The organism is Enterococcus sp. DIV1279b (assembly GCF_050531515.1).
Taxonomy (GTDB): Bacteria; Bacillota; Bacilli; order Lactobacillales; family Enterococcaceae; genus Enterococcus_D; species Enterococcus_D casseliflavus.
The window spans coordinates 2,890,965-2,906,967 of the sequence record NZ_CP172891.1 but is presented as its reverse complement, the minus strand read 5'-3'; the positions used below and the strand labels follow the sequence as shown (position 1 = coordinate 2,906,967).

General features: G+C 42.1%; 16 protein-coding genes. 12 read left to right on the top strand and 4 right to left on the bottom strand.

Annotation, left to right across the window (positions count from 1 at the left end):
* The first annotated feature begins 24 nt into the window (after positions 1-24).
* From IGI71_RS13815 to IGI71_RS13775, 9 genes are all read left to right on the top strand, one after another.
* Positions 25-324, top strand: a complete 300-nt coding sequence (locus tag IGI71_RS13815; RefSeq protein WP_010749922.1) for a PTS sugar transporter subunit IIB — start codon at positions 25-27, stop codon at positions 322-324.
* A 1-nt stretch (position 325) separates the two neighbouring features.
* Positions 326-667 (top strand): PTS lactose/cellobiose transporter subunit IIA, encoded by a 342-nt coding sequence (locus tag IGI71_RS13810; protein ID WP_010749921.1) that lies wholly within the window; start codon positions 326-328, stop codon positions 665-667.
* Between the two features lie 156 nt (positions 668-823).
* Positions 824-2,164, top strand: a complete 1,341-nt coding sequence (locus IGI71_RS13805) for a hypothetical protein (protein WP_231434924.1) — start codon at positions 824-826, stop codon at positions 2,162-2,164.
* 217 nt (positions 2,165-2,381) lie between these two features.
* The gene (gene guaD, locus IGI71_RS13800) at positions 2,382-3,737 is read left to right on the top strand and encodes a guanine deaminase (RefSeq protein WP_231434923.1); all 1,356 of its coding nucleotides are present in this window, start codon (positions 2,382-2,384) and stop codon (positions 3,735-3,737) included.
* A 49-nt stretch (positions 3,738-3,786) separates the two neighbouring features.
* On the top strand, positions 3,787-5,070 hold the full coding sequence (locus tag IGI71_RS13795) for a uracil-xanthine permease family protein (RefSeq protein WP_231434931.1): 1,284 nt from the start codon (positions 3,787-3,789) through the stop codon (positions 5,068-5,070).
* Positions 5,071-5,398: 328 nt separating this feature from the next.
* On the top strand, positions 5,399-6,013 hold the full coding sequence (locus tag IGI71_RS13790; protein ID WP_005228480.1) for a LysM peptidoglycan-binding domain-containing protein: 615 nt from the start codon (positions 5,399-5,401) through the stop codon (positions 6,011-6,013).
* Positions 6,014-6,302: 289 nt separating this feature from the next.
* Entirely contained in the window at positions 6,303-6,704 is a 402-nt protein-coding gene (locus IGI71_RS13785; protein WP_010749917.1) for an MmcQ/YjbR family DNA-binding protein, read from the top strand.
* A gap of 229 nt (positions 6,705-6,933) precedes the next feature.
* Positions 6,934-8,643: an ABC transporter ATP-binding protein gene (locus IGI71_RS13780; protein WP_430615805.1), complete on the top strand. Its 1,710-nt coding sequence runs from the start codon at positions 6,934-6,936 to the stop codon at positions 8,641-8,643.
* Between the two features lie 2 nt (positions 8,644-8,645).
* Positions 8,646-10,415, top strand: a complete 1,770-nt coding sequence (locus IGI71_RS13775) for an ABC transporter ATP-binding protein (RefSeq protein WP_074535446.1) — start codon at positions 8,646-8,648, stop codon at positions 10,413-10,415.
* A gap of 260 nt (positions 10,416-10,675) precedes the next feature.
* On the opposite strand, the gene IGI71_RS13770 is transcribed toward IGI71_RS13775, so the two are convergent.
* The 3 genes from IGI71_RS13770 to IGI71_RS13760 all read right to left on the bottom strand — a co-directional run bounded on the left by IGI71_RS13770 (position 10,676) and on the right by IGI71_RS13760 (position 12,486).
* Positions 10,676-11,551, bottom strand: a complete 876-nt coding sequence (locus IGI71_RS13770; RefSeq protein ID WP_317726542.1) for an IS3 family transposase — start codon at positions 11,549-11,551, stop codon at positions 10,676-10,678.
* On the bottom strand, positions 11,521-12,087 hold the full coding sequence (locus IGI71_RS13765) for a helix-turn-helix domain-containing protein (RefSeq protein ID WP_016249835.1): 567 nt from the start codon (positions 12,085-12,087) through the stop codon (positions 11,521-11,523). Before IGI71_RS13765 ends, IGI71_RS13770 begins: the two co-directional genes overlap by 31 nt.
* An 81-nt stretch (positions 12,088-12,168) precedes the next feature.
* Positions 12,169-12,486, bottom strand: coding sequence for an RNHCP domain-containing protein (locus IGI71_RS13760; protein WP_170927546.1), 318 nt, complete (start codon positions 12,484-12,486; stop codon positions 12,169-12,171).
* A 514-nt stretch (positions 12,487-13,000) separates the two neighbouring features.
* Here IGI71_RS13760 and IGI71_RS13755 point away from each other — a divergent pair.
* The 3 genes from IGI71_RS13755 (at position 13,001) to nfsA (ending at position 14,913) form a co-directional block, all read left to right on the top strand.
* Positions 13,001-13,327 (top strand): hypothetical protein, encoded by a 327-nt coding sequence (locus tag IGI71_RS13755; RefSeq protein ID WP_196043954.1) that lies wholly within the window; start codon positions 13,001-13,003, stop codon positions 13,325-13,327.
* 136 nt (positions 13,328-13,463) lie between these two features.
* Positions 13,464-14,045: a TetR/AcrR family transcriptional regulator gene (locus tag IGI71_RS13750; RefSeq protein ID WP_196043953.1), complete on the top strand. Its 582-nt coding sequence runs from the start codon at positions 13,464-13,466 to the stop codon at positions 14,043-14,045.
* A gap of 127 nt (positions 14,046-14,172) precedes the next feature.
* The gene (gene nfsA, locus IGI71_RS13745) at positions 14,173-14,913 is read left to right on the top strand and encodes an oxygen-insensitive NADPH nitroreductase (protein WP_231434922.1); all 741 of its coding nucleotides are present in this window, start codon (positions 14,173-14,175) and stop codon (positions 14,911-14,913) included.
* 206 nt (positions 14,914-15,119) lie between these two features.
* Here nfsA and IGI71_RS13740 read toward each other — a convergent pair whose 3' ends face one another.
* Positions 15,120-15,911, bottom strand: coding sequence for an L-threonylcarbamoyladenylate synthase (locus tag IGI71_RS13740; protein WP_034859003.1), 792 nt, complete (start codon positions 15,909-15,911; stop codon positions 15,120-15,122).
* Between the last annotated feature and the right edge of the window lie 92 nt (positions 15,912-16,003).

The following is a 16,003-nucleotide window of genomic DNA, read 5'->3' as shown; positions in this document are numbered from 1 at the left end:
TAACGAGAAAATGGAGGAACAATGATGAAAAAAATAGTATTAGTTTGCGCTGGCGGCATGTCTACTGGTGTCTTAGTAAATAATATGAAAAAAGCAGCGCAAGAAAAAGGAGAAACGGTGGCGATCGATGCGTTCTCCATTGAATCAGTAACGACTGCAGCAAAAGATGCTGATTGCGTACTGTTAGGACCGCAAGTTTCATACCGATTAAATGAAGTTCAAGGTTTAGTTGCTTGTCCAGCAGCCAGTATCGACATGCGCACCTATGGCATGATGGATGGAAAAAAAGCATTGGAACAAGCACTTGAACTAATAGGAGAGTAGAATGGAAGAAAAAGAACAAATTTGTTTTCAGATTATTTCGCAAGCGGGTATGGCAAGAAGTTGCTTTTTTGAAAGTATTCAAAAAGGAAGAGAAGCCCAGAATCTGGCTGCACTGCAAGCAATCGAAAAAGGAAAAGAACATTATCATGAAGCCCATTTGGCACATCGGAAGTTAGTTCAACAAGAAGCCCAAGGGGAAAAAGTCTGGATGTCCTTACTATTAAGTCATGCGGAAGATCTTTTGATGAGCGCAGACATCATGAGTGAGCTTGCAAAAGAGTTTCAAGGGTTGTATGAAGAAATTCAGGCAATTAAGCAAACGATTCAGTCTACTGGCTCCTAACCGAAAATCGCAATAAGAAAAAGAAACGAAGTGTCAGTCCTTTGACAAAACACTTGGTTTCTTTTTGCTTAAATTTGGTACGCACGTTGACAGGATTGCTTGAAGGTGTAGGATAGAAGAAAGATGGAGCCTTAAATCAAACCAAGGAGTCGGACGATGAAAGCTTTCAAAACCCATACCGCACTTTTGATCATCAGCAATACGATCACGATCATTCCGTATCTTTATTTTTTATCTTTGAGCAAAGAGCAGTCGCTAAGTGCAGCATTAGCCTTTGCGCTGTTTTATACCTTTCGCATGACAGGGGTCTTTTTCTTACAGACGCTTACGGCGCTTTTCGCACCATCGCTGTTAGCAGCAAGTGTCTTGATCGGCGGTGCCGGCGCATTGGTGGGTATCTTGAGCACTTGGTGGAGCGTGGCACTCTTGCCAGCTGCTGGTTTGTTGGGGATCAGTGCTTCTTGGCTGCCGCCAGCTGATCTGATGGTACGCCAAAAAGCCAAGCTCACTGAACAGCCGCTGAAAAATGATTGGAAGGAGGCGCTGTTCTATCTTTTGGTTTTACTCTTTGCCTTACGGTTGCCTGATGACCTTCAAGGCATTGGTCTATTTGGCAGTTATTTTGCACTCTTTGTGCTGGCGGCTAAGAGTAGTCAAACCTTCAACAACCTCCCAAAAAGACCGTTGATGCAGCGCAACCAGTTATTCAACAAGCAGTTTTTGTTGTATTTCTTTTTCTTTCTCTTACTGTTTGGCTTGCGAGCAGCAAGGCTGATCAAGTCGAATGCCCTGTTTGAATGGGCGATCACTGGCTTCTTGTTTCTCTTTGCTTTGCTGCTGATCACTTTAACGAAACGCAGCCGCTGGTGGAAACAGCCACTTCATCTAAATGTGCTCACCTTCATTCGTGGGGTGATCGGAAACTTTCTTTTTCTTTTCGGCTCGGTGTATGTTACCGGTCGATTTGGAGCACAAGCGCTAAGCACGCACGTTTACTTACCATATGCACTGGGCCTTTTTGGTGCCATGTTTCTCGGAGGAAAACTCGCTCATCGTTTAGAAAAACAGCTGGTACCAACATATTTACTTGGGCTGATGGCAGGTGTTCTTCTGTTCAGCAGCGACACACTGATTCCAATAAGTTTATTCGTCATTAGCTTCTTTAATGCGGGATTGAATCAATGGCTCACGAAACAGTATTTGACGGCAAAACCCGAAGCAATCGAGCAGCAGAGTTTAGCCAAGTATGCCACACAAAGCAAAGGGAGTCTGGTACATCAATTTCTTTTGATGACACTCCTGTTTGTCATTCTTCGTTTTGAACATCAGCCGCTGGCTTTCTTGTTTCAGCTATCAGGAACGACGGCAACGAATCAGACCTCAAGGATCCAAAGCTTTTTAGAGCCAGCAAAATGGGGCTCGATTGCAGGAGTACTCTGTTTGCTAGTAGGTGGACTGGTGGTATTTTATCGGCAATTAAAGAAAACAAAAGTATAAGCGTCGTTAACTGACACTGTCTTATTTCTAGACGGTGTCTTTTTTTGAAATCGCATAAAAACCGAACGTTCAGCGTTTTATCTTCCTTTATGATAGTGAATTTTATTGCACTATTTTCGAATAGCGTTAAAATAAGAACATCGTGTTAGTGAAAAAGGAACATTAAATGAACGGCTTTTTCCTGACAATGTCTTAGAGAACGGGGGAAATCAAACAAATGGCAACCATTCGCTATTTTAAAGGAGATGTTTTCCATACGCCAACTGATGGAAAACTAGAATATATAGAAGATGCATTGATTCAAGTCGATGATGCAGGGATCATCACGAAAGTCACTGCCAAAACAGATCAAGGGTATGAGGCAGAGCTGGCAAAAGCATCAGAGAATCTTCAGGCTTTATCTGAAGGCCAGTGCTTTTTACCAGGGTTTGTCGATCTGCATGTCCATGCACCGCAATGGCCGCAAGCAGGGATCGCGTTAGATGAACCGTTAAATGTCTGGTTAGATGAATGCACGTTTCCGCTGGAGGCAAAATATGCCGATCCAGCATTTGCCAAAGCTGTCTATCAAGATTTGGTGGCACAGCTATTGGCAAGAGGAACGACAACGGTTCTTTATTTTGCAACGATCCATCTAGAAGCGAGTCTTCAATTGGCGAAGACTTGTGCCGCTCTTGGTCAACGGGGATTAGTCGGAAAAGTCGTCATGGACGATCCCCAAGCCAATCCTGCTTTTTATCGGGACGCGTCAACAGAAGAGGCATTAGCGGATACAGAACGTTTTATTCAAGAAGTACAAGCAATCGCAAAGACCGCACCACAAGGCGTTTATCCTGTGGTCACTCCGCGATTTGTCCCCAGCTGTACCGATGAAGGCTTGGCAGGGTTAGGCGCATTGGCTGAAAAATATGATGTTCATGTTCAGACCCACTGCAGTGAAGGGCAATGGGAACATGACTTTGTTCAAGAACGATTTGGTAAAACGGATACCGAAGTGCTGCAAGATTTTGGCTTGTTGCGTGAAAAAGCAGTGATGGCTCATGGCAATTTCATCAGCCCAGCTGACGGCGCCCGTTTTGTCGAAACCGGCGCCGCAGTTGCGCACTGTCCCATCTCAAATGCCTACTTTGCCAATGGCGTGATCCCAATCAAGCGCTTGAAAGAACAAGGGGTCACGATTGGTTTAGGAACGGATATCTCCGGCGGTTTTTCACCGAGTTTGTATGACAACATCAAACAAGCTGTGATGTCTTCGAGAATGTTAGAAGATGGCGTGGATGTCACGCTTCCTCAAAACACACGAGGAGTAGCTGATTCTCGTATATCCGTGATCGATGCGTTCTCATTGGCGACAAAAGGCGGCGGTGAGGCACTGAGATTACCAGTAGGTGTCATCAAAGAAGGGTACGCGTTTGATGTGCAAGTGATCGATACGCGACAAAAAGAAAATCCTTTGCCTGACTTCGGTGTGTTTACTTCACCCGAAGCAAGATTACAAAAAATCCTGTACTTAGCAACGATGCAAAATATTCGCCAAGTCTGGGTCCAAGGAAAAAAAGTACACGAAAAATGAGGAGAATGAGACAGTGGAATCAACGAAAAACAAACATTTAACGATCGGAATGAATGAAGACATTCCCTTTGGTCAAGCAGTACTTTTAGGATTACAGCATGTGTTGGCAATGGACGTGTATGTGCCGCCATTTATTATCGCAACCGCGGTGGCGATGTCCTCTTCAGACGCATCAGGTTTGATCCAATCGACCTTTTTAGGAGCAGGGATCGCTTCTTTGATCCAAGTCCTCTTTTTCTTGAAATTACCCGTATGTCAAGGACCATCCTTTGTACCCGTTGGAGCGATCATCGGTATTTATTTTGGTGCCAACGGCATGGACACGGTGTTAGGTGCCAGCATTGTTGGTGCCGCAGCAGTCATTTTACTAGGTTTTACTGGCATCTATAAGTATATCGTTCGTCATTTTATTCCTACGATCGTCAGTGGAACGATCATCATGATCGTTGGTTTGACGCTGTTGCCAACGGCATTTACTAGCAATATCTATCCTGCCACTGAAACACTAAGTGCCAATCAAAACATGTTGCTAGCTGCGATTACTGCGGCGATTTTGATCTTGTTTTCCATGTTAGGCGATTATTTTCCAGGAATGGGAAAATACTTCCGAATCAGTTCGGTCATTATTGCTTTGGTTATCGGTACCGTGATTGCTTCCTTTATGGGAGGCGTTGATTTTCAGTCGGTGGCGGATGCTTCTTTCTTTAGTCTGCCAAAACTGGTATTTCTAAACTATGGCCTGCATTTTGATGTTTCAGCGATCTTAACGATGCTAGTGATCTATATGGTTCTCCTAGCAGAAACAACAGGAACTTGGTACGCGGTCAGTTCTGTGACAGAAGAACCTGTTACGGATGAACAGATCAATAAAGGCGTGATCGGTGAAGGGTTAGGCTGCTTGGTTGCCGCCTTAGTTGGAACGACCCCTGTAACTGGTTATTCTACCAATGCAGGGATCATTTCGATCACAGGGGTTGCTAGTAAAAAAGTCTTTGTGATGGCGTCCGTCTGGTTTATCATATTGTCCTTCATGGGAAAACTTTCAGCCTTGATTCACGCAGTACCTTCTGCTGTCATCGGCGGCGTGTTCGCGGTCGTCTGCGTCATTATTTTGTTGAGCGGCTTTCGGGTCATTAAGAATGAAGAGTTTTCCGAGCGGGAGTTGTATATTATCGGGGTACCGTTGATTATTGCCATCGGCTTGTTGTTTATGCCAGCAGAAATCAAAGAATCCGCGCCTCAATTCTTACAATATTTATTAGATTCACCGATTGCTTTAAGCGCTATTGCGGCGATCGTCATGAATAAATTGATCCCAGTGAAGAAAAAATAGAAAGTAAATGAGGAATGAGACCTTGTCTCGTTCCTTCTTTTGTTACAATCCTGTGTAAAAAGAGGGATTTTTGTAATATAGGAAAGGTTTTCTAAGGTTAACTGGTTTACCTGAAAACAAAATAACTGTAATGTTAAAAATTACAGCAGAACAAAGCTTGATATGATAGGATTCTCAAATTCTTACGAAACGTAAGGCAACTGTCGTTTTCGTAATCATCTGTAATGAATTCTTTACCTATGAAATATTCTTCGATGTTAGACTTGTTTATGCGCTTGAGTCATCTCAAATGACGCAAAATGAGTTTCAAAGAAGGAGATTTAATTATATGAAGTCTTTAAAAACTGTTTTACTTAGTACAGCTGTCCTTGCCGGTTTCGGCCTTTTCTTAGGTGGGAAAGACGCCTTTGCAGACGAACAATACACTGTTCAATCTGGTGATACATTATCAACAATCGCTACTAACTTTTATGGTTATAGCTCTGATGATACGATCAATGCGATCGTTGAAGCAAACGAGATTGCTGATAAAAACTTGATTTTTGTTGGGGAAGCATTGATCATCCCTACAGATGGCACTGCAACTTATACAGAATCTGCAAGCACGACTGCTGCAGCAAGTGTACAACAACCAAGTGAACCAGCAGCTTCACAATCAAGCAACACACAATCTGCTGCAAGCACACAAAGCAGCTCAAGCTACAGCTCTTCAGCTAGCGGCTCAGAAGCTTCAGCAAAAGAATGGATCGCCAACAAAGAATCTGGTGGTTCTTACACAGCGACAAACGGACAATACTATGGCCGTTACCAATTAACCAACTCTTACTTAAATGGTGACTATTCAGCTGCTAACCAAGAAAAGGTTGCCGATGAATATGTTGCATCACGTTATGGTTCTTGGTCTGCTGCCAAAGCATTCTGGGAAGCAAATGGTTGGTACTAAGATTCTCAAATGAATCTTGTCCGTGACATCTAGTAATCAGTTGCCCTTATTGGCGAGTACAACTTACTCGCTGATGAGGGCTTTTTTGTGTCTTCTGAGAAAGGTGAATGAATGTAACGCCGCTTACAGCTGCATGTAACGTCATTATCAGTCGACATGCCACTGATAAAAAATCCCTTTTTCCACGACAACCATGTATAATAGTAGGAAATAGAGCAGAAAGCGATTCAATCTGTCAAAACTGAGACAGAAAATGGCGATTTTGATAGCAGAAAGTGGGGGAAACACAATGAGTACATCGATTGAAGAAAAAATTGCACAAAAAATGCAGCGATTTCAAGCATTTGGGGAAGGCTTGCCGGGAGCCAAAGTCTATTATCGCGAAGATTGGGATGCAATCTACTTTGATTTAGTAGGAAAGCAGTTTGGAATCATGAGTCCACAACCAGAAGAAACAGCGTTTTTGACTTTGAAAAATCTGCCCGAGGTCAACGAAACGCTGCGAGAGCAATTTCCTGACGTGATCATTCCAGGGTATTATGCCAATAAGACCCATTGGAATACCATCAAGTTGGCATCTGATGCCTTGATGGAAGAAAACATCGAACAAATGATTTTGGTTTCCTACGATTTAGTCAAACAAAAACTGACAAAAAAACAAAAAAGTGAGCTGGAAAACAGCGAATCGTAAGTCAAAGATTTAGCGACAAAAAATAATGAAACCAGTATCGAGGATCATCATAATCCCTTTACTATTCGTTATTTTCGACAACATTTATGCAATATTTTCAAAGAGCTTTCATGAAAGCTCTTTTTGTTTTATTTGTTCGCTTGTTTCCCGTCGTGATCCATGGTAAATTGTTGTGCAACCGAAATTTTTTGGCAGTCTTTTCTGCTAAACACAAAGGAGTGGTACGTATATGGATCTGGTCTTACGCCATGTCAAAAAGTACAAAGCGGCAACCGGCATTGCCTTATTATCGGTCATTTTAATGGTCGTTGCTGCATTATGGCAGCCGAAGCTCTTGCAGCAAGTGCTAGAATCAATTATTACCGAAAACAATGATGAAATGAAAAAAATTGGTGTGCAGCTGATTGGGCTAGCATTGCTAGGCCTTGTTGCAGGGATTATCAACACGATTTTTTCTGCGAAAGTGGCGCAAGGCGTTAGTGCCGATATTCGGGAAGAGATGTTTCGGAAAATCCAGACATTCTCATTTGGTAATATCGAAACCTTCTCGGCAGGAAACCTAGTGGTGCGCTTGACCAATGACATCACGCAAATTCAAAACTTAGTGATGATCTCGCTGCAATCGTTGTTTCGCATCCCGTTCTTATTTATCGGTGCCTTCATTTTAGCGATGACAACCATGCCGCAACTTTGGTGGATCATCGTCTTACTAATTATCGCTGTCCTAGTGATTACGGCAATCTCCTTTACACGGATGGGCAAACACTTTATGATCATCCAGAACTTGATCGACAAAATCAATGGGATTGCCAAAGAAAATTTGATGGGGATTCGTGTGGTGAAATCTTTTGTTCAAGAAGAAAACCAGCTACAAGGCTTTTCCAAAGTCAGTGAAACGTTAACGAAGCATAATATTATCGTAGGAACCTTGTTCTCTGTAATGATCCCCTCCTTTATGCTGGCAGCCAACTTAGCCGTCGTCGGCGCGATCTTCTTTGTCAGTGATCTAGCGAAAGATGACCCAACCTTGATTGGGGGAATTGCCTCATTCATGAATTATTTGATGCAAATTATGATGGCGATCATTATCGGCGGCATGATGATGATGATGACATCGCGGGCTGCAGTTTCGCTAAAACGGATCAAAGAGATTCTAGATACCGAACCGGATCTGCAATACCAAGATGTCCCAGAACAAGAGTTGTCTGGAAGTGTCGCTTTTGAAAACGTCAGCTTCCGTTACCCTGGGGATGAAAAAAATGCCCTAACGGCTATCAGTTTTACCATCAAACCTGGCGAAATGATTGGGATCGTAGGGGCGACTGGTGCCGGCAAATCAACGTTGGCGCAGCTGATTCCCCGTTTGTTTGACCCAACGGAAGGTGTCGTGCGAGTTGGCGGCGTTGACTTGAAAGAAGTCAATGAACAAAGCTTGCGTAAAACGGTCGCTTTTGTCTTGCAAAAAGCGATCCTCTTTTCAGGAACGATTGCCCAAAACTTGCGGCAAGGGAAAAAAGACGCCTCAGAATCTGAGATGTCTCGCGCAACGGAAATCGCCCAAGCCAGTGAATTTATTCAAAAATTGACCGCTGGGTTTGAAGCGCCGGTCTCCGAGCGCAGCAGCAATTTTTCTGGAGGGCAAAAGCAACGCTTATCGATTTCTCGAGGGGTGATCGGTGAACCGAAAATTTTGATTTTGGATGATAGTACGAGTGCATTAGATGCTCGTTCGGAAAAATTGGTTCGCGAAGCGTTTGAAAAACAATTAAAAGACACGACAACGATCATCATCGCGCAAAAGATTGCCTCTGTTGTGAAAGCCGACCGCATCTTCGTTTTAGATAATGGACGTCTGGTTGGTGAAGGAAGCCATGAATTTTTAGCCAATAACAATGCCATCTATCAAGAAATCTTCGCAACACAGAAAGGAGAGGAGTAACCATGACAGATTTGTTCAAAGCGAGTAAATTTTTCTACCATTACTTAAAACAATACAAGTGGTCGTTTCTATTCATTTTTGTGACGGTGATTCTGGCAACGTATCTGCAAGTGCAAGCGCCAGTCTTTGTCGGAGAAGCGTTCCAAGAGTTGGCGAATTATGTTGGTGGTTTGATGCAAGGGGTCGATGATAAATCAGCTTTTCTATCGATCATTTGGAAATTGTTGATTTTTTATGTCTTAGCCAGTGCAGCCAATTTTGTTTATAGTATCTTGTTCACGCAAGTGGTGGGGAAATCAACCAACAGAATGCGGATCGGTTTATTTAATAAACTGGAAAAATTGACGATCAAATTCTTTGATTCTCATCAAGACGGTGATATTTTGAGCCGTTTTACCAGTGACTTGGATAACATCCAAAACAGTCTGAACCAAGCATTGTTGCAAGTGCTGACCAATGTAGTCTTAATGGTGGGAATCTTGATCATGATGTTCCGTCAAAACGTTGAATTGGCATGGGCAACGATTGCTTCTACCCCGATTGCGGTCTTAATCGCGGTGATCGTGATCCAAAAAGCCCGCAAATATGTCGATCTGCAGCAAGATGAAGTCGGAAAATTAAACGGCTATATCGATGAAAAAATCAGTGGTCAACGAATCATCATCACCAATGGACTGCAAGAAGAAACCATCGATGGTTTTCTGGTCCACAACCAACAAGTCCGCGAAGCTACCTACAAAGGGCAAGTCTACTCTGGGCTGCTTTTCCCATTGATGCAAGGGATGTCCTTGTTGAACACGGCAATCGTGATTTTCTTTGGTGGCTGGTTAGCATTAAACGGTGACTTAGAACGTTCCGTTGCTTTAGGATTAGTTGTGACCTTTGTCCAGTATTCGCAGCAGTATTATCAACCATTGATGCAGATCTCTTCTGGTTACAGCATGATTCAATTGGCGATCACCGGTGCGCGCAGAATCAATGAAATGTTTGATGAACCCGATGAGGTCAAACCAAAAGACGGGATCAAAGTGAAGGGCATCAAAGAGGCGGTTGCTTTGAATCATGTGGACTTTGGGTATGACAGTCAAAAATTGGTCCTAAAAGATGTGTCGATCACAGTCAACAAAGGCGAAATGGTCGCATTAGTCGGACCGACGGGTTCAGGAAAAACGACCATCATGAACCTGTTGAATCGCTTCTATGATGTGAATGGTGGTTCTGTGACCTTTGACGGCATCGACATCCGGGAGCTAGACTTGGATCTGCTGCGTTCTCAAGTGGGAATCGTTTTGCAAGAATCCGTGTTGTTCTCAGGGACGATTCGCGAAAACATTGCTTTTGGGAAACCAGAAGCGACTGAAGCCGAAGTCATTGCAGCAGCGAAACAAGCCAATATCCATGAGTTTGTTATGACGTTGGAAAAAGGCTATGACACGGAGATCACCGAAGAGAATAATCTTTTCAGTACTGGTCAAAAACAATTGATGAGTATTGCCCGAACGATTTTGACCAATCCAGAATTGTTGATTTTGGATGAAGCCACCAGTAACGTTGATACCGTGACTGAAGCGAAAATTCAACGAGCAATGGATGAAGCGATCAAAGGACGAACCAGTTTTGTGATTGCCCATCGCTTGAAGACGATTTTGAATGCCGATCGCATCGTTGTCTTGAAGGACGGCGAAGTCATTGAAGAAGGCAATCACCATCAATTGGTGGCTGCCGATGGCTTTTATGCGGAACTGTATCACAATCAATTCGTTTTTGAATAAGCGCAAACCAACGTAAAATCATCAAGAAGACACTAGCAGGACAGCCCGCAATTTCGTCAACCAATCGACGAAACAGCGGGCTGTTTTTTTAGGTTAAAGCAAGCGCTTCTTATGACGACAATGTTTATGAGCAGTTAGTGGTATAAGGGGTCCGTTGTTCTGATAACCAAAAAAGACCAGCCTTAATGTAGTGACCCCAAAAAGTTAGACTTTTATGGAGTGGAGAAATCCACTCCTTTTTTGTACGATAAAATTAACAGTTAGACAGCTGTTTTTACAGCTTCTCGAAACTGAACCGGACTTCGCCAATTTAATTTCTTTTTGATGCGTTTATGGTTGTAATAATAGATATATTGGTCAATTTTTGTTTTCAATTCATCTAAACTCCGATAGACTTCTCCATGAAAAATCTCTTGCTTTAATAAACCAAAGAAGTTTTCCATAGGTGAGTTATCTAAACAATTCCCTTTACGAGACATACTCTGGAAGATTTTATGCTGCTTCAATTTATTCTTATAAGCATTCATTTGATAGGCCCATCCTTGATCTGAATGGAAGGTTCTACGAAATGGACAATCATTTGTCATCTGGATTGCTTCTTCTAATCCTTCCATTATGGCTAGTGCGTTTGGTTTTTCAGAAATCCGATAAGATAGAATTTCACTATTGTAGAAATCCATGAAAGGATCTAAATACAGCTTTTTCTGACGAACGACACCTGTGGTGTCTACTTCATAATACTTAAACTCTGTGGTATCAGTTGTAATTTTTTGGTGACAGATATTTGTATAAAACCGACGATGAATACGATTTTTGGCGACAGTGCCAACCTTCCCACGATAAGAATTGTACCGTCGAGATTTTCGAGTGTAAGACTTTACTTCGATACCTAGTTTTTTTATCAGACGTTGAATCTTCTTTTTATTGACATGAATCCCTTGATTCTCTAATTCTTTTTTTAGTCGCAGACAGCCATAATCTTTATGCTCTTTGCGAATTTCAAGCATTTTTTCTTCAATTTCTTGGTCTGGGTTTGGTCTGTCAAACCGTTTCTGCCAGTACATATAGGTTGCTTTAGGAAATTTCAATGTTTCAAGAAGCTCAACTAGTTTGAATGATCCTCGGAGGCTGGCGATGATTCGTGCGATTGATTCTTGCGTCTTTGCTGGGCTTCCTGTTTTCGCAGCTTCCTCAACTCTTTTAAAAAGGCATTCTCAATTTGAAGGGATCGGACTTGCTTTTCTAATGCCTTGATACGATCGCGTTCTTCAGTTGTTGTATTTTCTTTTTTGTTTTCTTTTTTTCTAGTCAAAGTAAGTGGTCGCCCTTTCTCTTTTGAGAGCCCCTCAATACCTGCTTCTCTGAAATTACGCATCCAATTGGCAATAAGCGCAGGGTTGTTCATTTCTAAAGTGCTAGCAACTTCTCGATAGGACATCTCACTTGTTTGATATAACTCTAGCGCATTTAACTTAAATTGAACAGAATATTTCTGATTTTGATGTTTTCTCAATAGACCTTCCTCTCCGTATTCACGATAGGCATTCACCCAATTACTTACTTGAGACTTGCTTGAAATACCGTATTTGTTGGCAAGATACCGATATCCGCCCACGCCACTAAGATATTCTTTAACGATTTTTAGTTTTAATTCAAAAGGATATTTTGCCATACAAATAACGACCCCCAAAAGTTAGATTTTCTGGTCTAACTTTTGGGGGTCGCTTCATTAAGCATGGTCTTCTTTGGTTTTTTAGTGATACGCAGCGGTTTGAGTCAACCACTCAATAAAATGGTCTGGCTGTTGCGTATCCTGTGCCACGATATTCCACTGCTGGTTTTTGCAGCGGGTGCATTCATGCAGCAGCTGATAGCCTTTTTTGGAATGTTGGCGATAGTCAATCGGTCGCATCAAGCCATGGCAAGTATTTTGACGATCACCCGGGCGAATATCCACGTGTAACGAGTAGAGACACTGGGGACAATGGTTGCGGTAAGAACCATTGGTCAAGGGTGCCACAGGCGTACTGCAGTTTTTACAAACAAAGGTCGTATTTTCATCTTTTCTCATTTTGCTTTCCTCCAAAAGAATGATTTCTTTTGAGAGAAAAGGGTTCCGTTCGTTCTTCATCAGGCTTCTTTGGCTAGGGACACATTCACCGTCCGTAACGATTACTTCTGCTTCCAGCTTCATGCGATTTCGCAATCCGTACCACGCTTAGTTTTTTCGTTTTGTGCTAAGCACTGTGTTGCGGCAGCCCACAACCCAGCAGTAAGTGTAGTCCAAAGTCACTGTCATTGGCGTCGTCCCCTAGAAAGCAATTGAGGAATGCTTTTTCATCGAGTACCTCCTATGTGTTTACGAGGGTATTATAGCAGAAATAGAGTTGGAATTCTAAGACAGATGAAACCTGATCGTAATTCATTCCTTTTTTTATCGTTAAAAACAATAATATGTAGATAATAATGCTATTTTGTGACAAAATATTTACATGTAGGTTTCGCTCGATTTTATTTTGGTCACTGAAGAAGAGACACGGAATCACAAAATGAAGGAAGGATGACCTAACGAAAGGAGAACAAAAATGTTTGGTACGAACAAGAAATCCGAAAATTCGAATGGTACACAAGGCAAGAAACGAAAAAAGCGTTTGACTGTAGAAAATCTGATCAACCAATATCTTGAAGAAAAAGAGATCCATGAATTGAGTGATGGTCTGTCTGTCCAGATCTTTAATGACTTATCTGCACACCGAATACATTTCATGGAGATCCCCAACCTTAGTTACAAAAATCTCGGAGCAGCTATCCAAATCGATCAAAACTGGATTAAAATCAAGCAACAAGATACGATCATCAAACAGCAGGCAGAGATCATTCAGCTTTTGAAAGAAACACGAGAAATAAACTAATAAATGAAGCTTAACAATAGCATTTGTGTAAAAGAGAAGGGACAGGCAGGTGAAAACTCAAAATAATATTTGACTGGTTGGTACATAAATGATATTCTGTTTATGTACTGATCGGTAAAGAAAAGGAGCTGGAAAGATGCGAGGACGTCCTAAAAAACACAATAAGGAAGAAGCAGTGAAGATTGCTATGCATGAATTTTGGTCCCATGGCTATGAAGCCTGCTCAACCGAGAATCTATGTCGCGAAACAGGGTTGGGGAAAGGTAGCTTTTATAACACATTTGGTAGTAAGCACGATTTATACGTAGAAACACTGCGTGTATATCATGAGCGCTGGATTCAAGAGCAAAAGCAATTATTGGATCAGGAAAAAGGGCTTTTAGAAAAATTAACAGCATTATTAAATTGGGCAATTGAAGTAGATTTTCAAGAAAACAGCAATGGCTGTTATTTGATCAATGCAGCAATGGAAAGAGGCAGTATTGATCCAGCCGTGGTGTTATGGTCCGAACAACATGCAAAGGAACTTGAGGCAGAAGTTGAAAAGCATATAGAAAAAAGTCTGCTTAGTGGAGAGATCAAAACGACAAAGACAGCCAAAGAACTGTCTCTTTGTTACCTTAATGCCTATTATGGACTGCGAACCTTGAATGCTTCGATGAGAAACAAGGCGATGGCACAACAAATTGCTGAAATTACGATAAAGAATTTATTGTAGTGGTCCAATTTCTAAGCAACAATCTAGTAATTTCACAAGCTTTGCTAATGACAAAGACACACAAGTACGATGTGAAAATAAAGAATAGGTCGAGAGAAAATGTATCTATTCGAGAAAGAAGGGTATTATGAACGAAACAGTAAGCACGATTCTTAATCATGTATCAGTTCGCAAGTTTAGTGAGCAAAAACTTACACAGGAAGAAATCAAGACACTCGTTGCAGCGGCTCAAGCAGCTTCGACCGCAAGCTATCAACAATCTTATTCAATCATCGGTGTTGAAGATCCACGTCTGATGAAAGAGATTGCTGCAGTCGCTGGAAATCAACCTTTTATTGCAGAGGGAGGGCACTTTTTTGTTTTTTGTGCTGATTTGTATCGCATAAAAAAGATGGCAGAGGCAAAAGGAATCGATTTGACAGAAACGTTGTCAGGAATTGATGCCTCAATAGTGGGTGCTGTTGATGCTTCTCTGGCAGCCCAAAATTTGGCGATAGCTGCGGAATCAATGGGGTTAGGTATTTGCTATATCGGCGGGGTGCGAGATGCAATCATCGAAATTACTGAGCTACTAGATTTACCTGATTATGTCTATCCTGTATTTGGAATCGCTATAGGTCATCCTATTGAAACAAATGAAAAAAAACCACGGATACCATTTGAAGGAATTTATCATGAAAATACATATTCTCGCAATAAAGAAGACATCATTCATGCCTATGATGATGAAACAAAGTGCTATTATGCGAAACGGACAAAAACCAATGCTGAACGCTCCTGGTCTACAACAGCAATAGGCAGCTTTTCCCGCTTGCCTCGACTGTTTATGAAAGAGTATTTAAATCAAAGAGGATTGAGCAAACAATAAGGCTCTTTGTCGCTTGTTACATTGCTCTATTTTTGAACTAGGAAAACAGGAAAGTGATGATGCTGAGCGCATGATCGCTTTTCTTATGAAGTACGATAGAAGAAAAGTATTTTTTTCAATTAAAAAACCGAAGAACGAGCTGAGCGGTTCTCCTAGAAAAGGAGGGCAGCTAGCTGGTTCTTCGGTTCCTTGTTGACAATGAAAGATCAATAGTACTCCCCGTGGCGATAGTCCCATGAGTTGAAGTGATCAGAAAGGTACATTTGGATTTTTTCAACATCGAGTCCTTTACGGATCAAGACAGGTGCGGGAGTGATGGAGCGTTGGTCTCCTTGCTCTGGAATCAAGTTGCCGTCTTTATCAACGAAAGAAACCATGACTCCTTGTTCATAGCGGGTTTCCAGCGTTTTGTCTGGTTGGATCGATGCAACATAGTCGTTGCCTTCAATGATTAGATCGGCTTCTTGCGCGATTTGTTCGCCGATCCCTTCAACAAGTCCGCGGTTTCCTTTGCCTGAAGGGTTCGCTGAGCTGGCGAAAAGCAATTTCTTTTTCTGATCCCAAAGTTCTTTTGAAATCTGCTCACCAGGGACACCGAATTTGATCACAAAACAGCTGGTTCCCCGAACGTCCGTCATCAATTCTTCTGAACCATCATTTGGGATATAGGCTTTTCCTGATTCTTTCCAAGGCAAAATCGCACCGAATAACACGTCATTGTTCCAGCAAGTTTCGTAAACGGCGGCGGTTTCCGCATTTAATTCGGCTAATTCATGTAGCTGTTCCAATGAGCTGCAAAGAACGACGCCTGGTTTGTTACGCTTGCGATTCTTTGCTGAAAACTTGCGTTCCAGCCCCTTTTTATCAGAGACGGCAATGATATAGCCGACTTTGGTTGGGCAAACGATCACTTTGCCTTCTTCATTCAAATAGTTGATCGCACGTTGATTTGGTTCTCCTGTCCATGGGACTTGTTTTGTTTCTTTCACTCTCTTCATCCTCCCTGTCTTCCAATGAATCGCCGTCATGAAAAATATAACGGAATATTCTGAAAATTCTGATTGAATATGGTTACCCTTGATGATAAGGG

Excerpts from the sequence above, each read along its gene's own strand:
- IGI71_RS13815 (WP_010749922.1), top strand. The coding sequence starts at position 25 with ATGAAAAAAATAGTATTAGTTTGCGCTGGCGGCATGTCTACTGGTGTC.
- IGI71_RS13810 (WP_010749921.1), top strand. The coding sequence starts at position 326 with ATGGAAGAAAAAGAACAAATTTGTTTTCAGATTATTTCGCAAGCGGGT.
- IGI71_RS13805 (WP_231434924.1), top strand. The coding sequence starts at position 824 with ATGAAAGCTTTCAAAACCCATACCGCACTTTTGATCATCAGCAATACG.
- guaD (WP_231434923.1), top strand. The coding sequence starts at position 2,382 with ATGGCAACCATTCGCTATTTTAAAGGAGATGTTTTCCATACGCCAACT.
- IGI71_RS13795 (WP_231434931.1), top strand. The coding sequence starts at position 3,787 with ATGAATGAAGACATTCCCTTTGGTCAAGCAGTACTTTTAGGATTACAG.
- IGI71_RS13790 (WP_005228480.1), top strand. The coding sequence starts at position 5,399 with ATGAAGTCTTTAAAAACTGTTTTACTTAGTACAGCTGTCCTTGCCGGT.
- IGI71_RS13785 (WP_010749917.1), top strand. The coding sequence starts at position 6,303 with ATGAGTACATCGATTGAAGAAAAAATTGCACAAAAAATGCAGCGATTT.
- IGI71_RS13780 (WP_430615805.1), top strand. The coding sequence starts at position 6,934 with ATGGATCTGGTCTTACGCCATGTCAAAAAGTACAAAGCGGCAACCGGC.
- IGI71_RS13775 (WP_074535446.1), top strand. The coding sequence starts at position 8,646 with ATGACAGATTTGTTCAAAGCGAGTAAATTTTTCTACCATTACTTAAAA.
- IGI71_RS13765 (WP_016249835.1), bottom strand. The coding sequence starts at position 12,087 with ATGGCAAAATATCCTTTTGAATTAAAACTAAAAATCGTTAAAGAATAT.
- IGI71_RS13760 (WP_170927546.1), bottom strand. The coding sequence starts at position 12,486 with ATGAGAAAAGATGAAAATACGACCTTTGTTTGTAAAAACTGCAGTACG.
- IGI71_RS13755 (WP_196043954.1), top strand. The coding sequence starts at position 13,001 with ATGTTTGGTACGAACAAGAAATCCGAAAATTCGAATGGTACACAAGGC.
- IGI71_RS13750 (WP_196043953.1), top strand. The coding sequence starts at position 13,464 with ATGCGAGGACGTCCTAAAAAACACAATAAGGAAGAAGCAGTGAAGATT.
- nfsA (WP_231434922.1), top strand. The coding sequence starts at position 14,173 with ATGAACGAAACAGTAAGCACGATTCTTAATCATGTATCAGTTCGCAAG.
- IGI71_RS13740 (WP_034859003.1), bottom strand. The coding sequence starts at position 15,911 with ATGAAGAGAGTGAAAGAAACAAAACAAGTCCCATGGACAGGAGAACCA.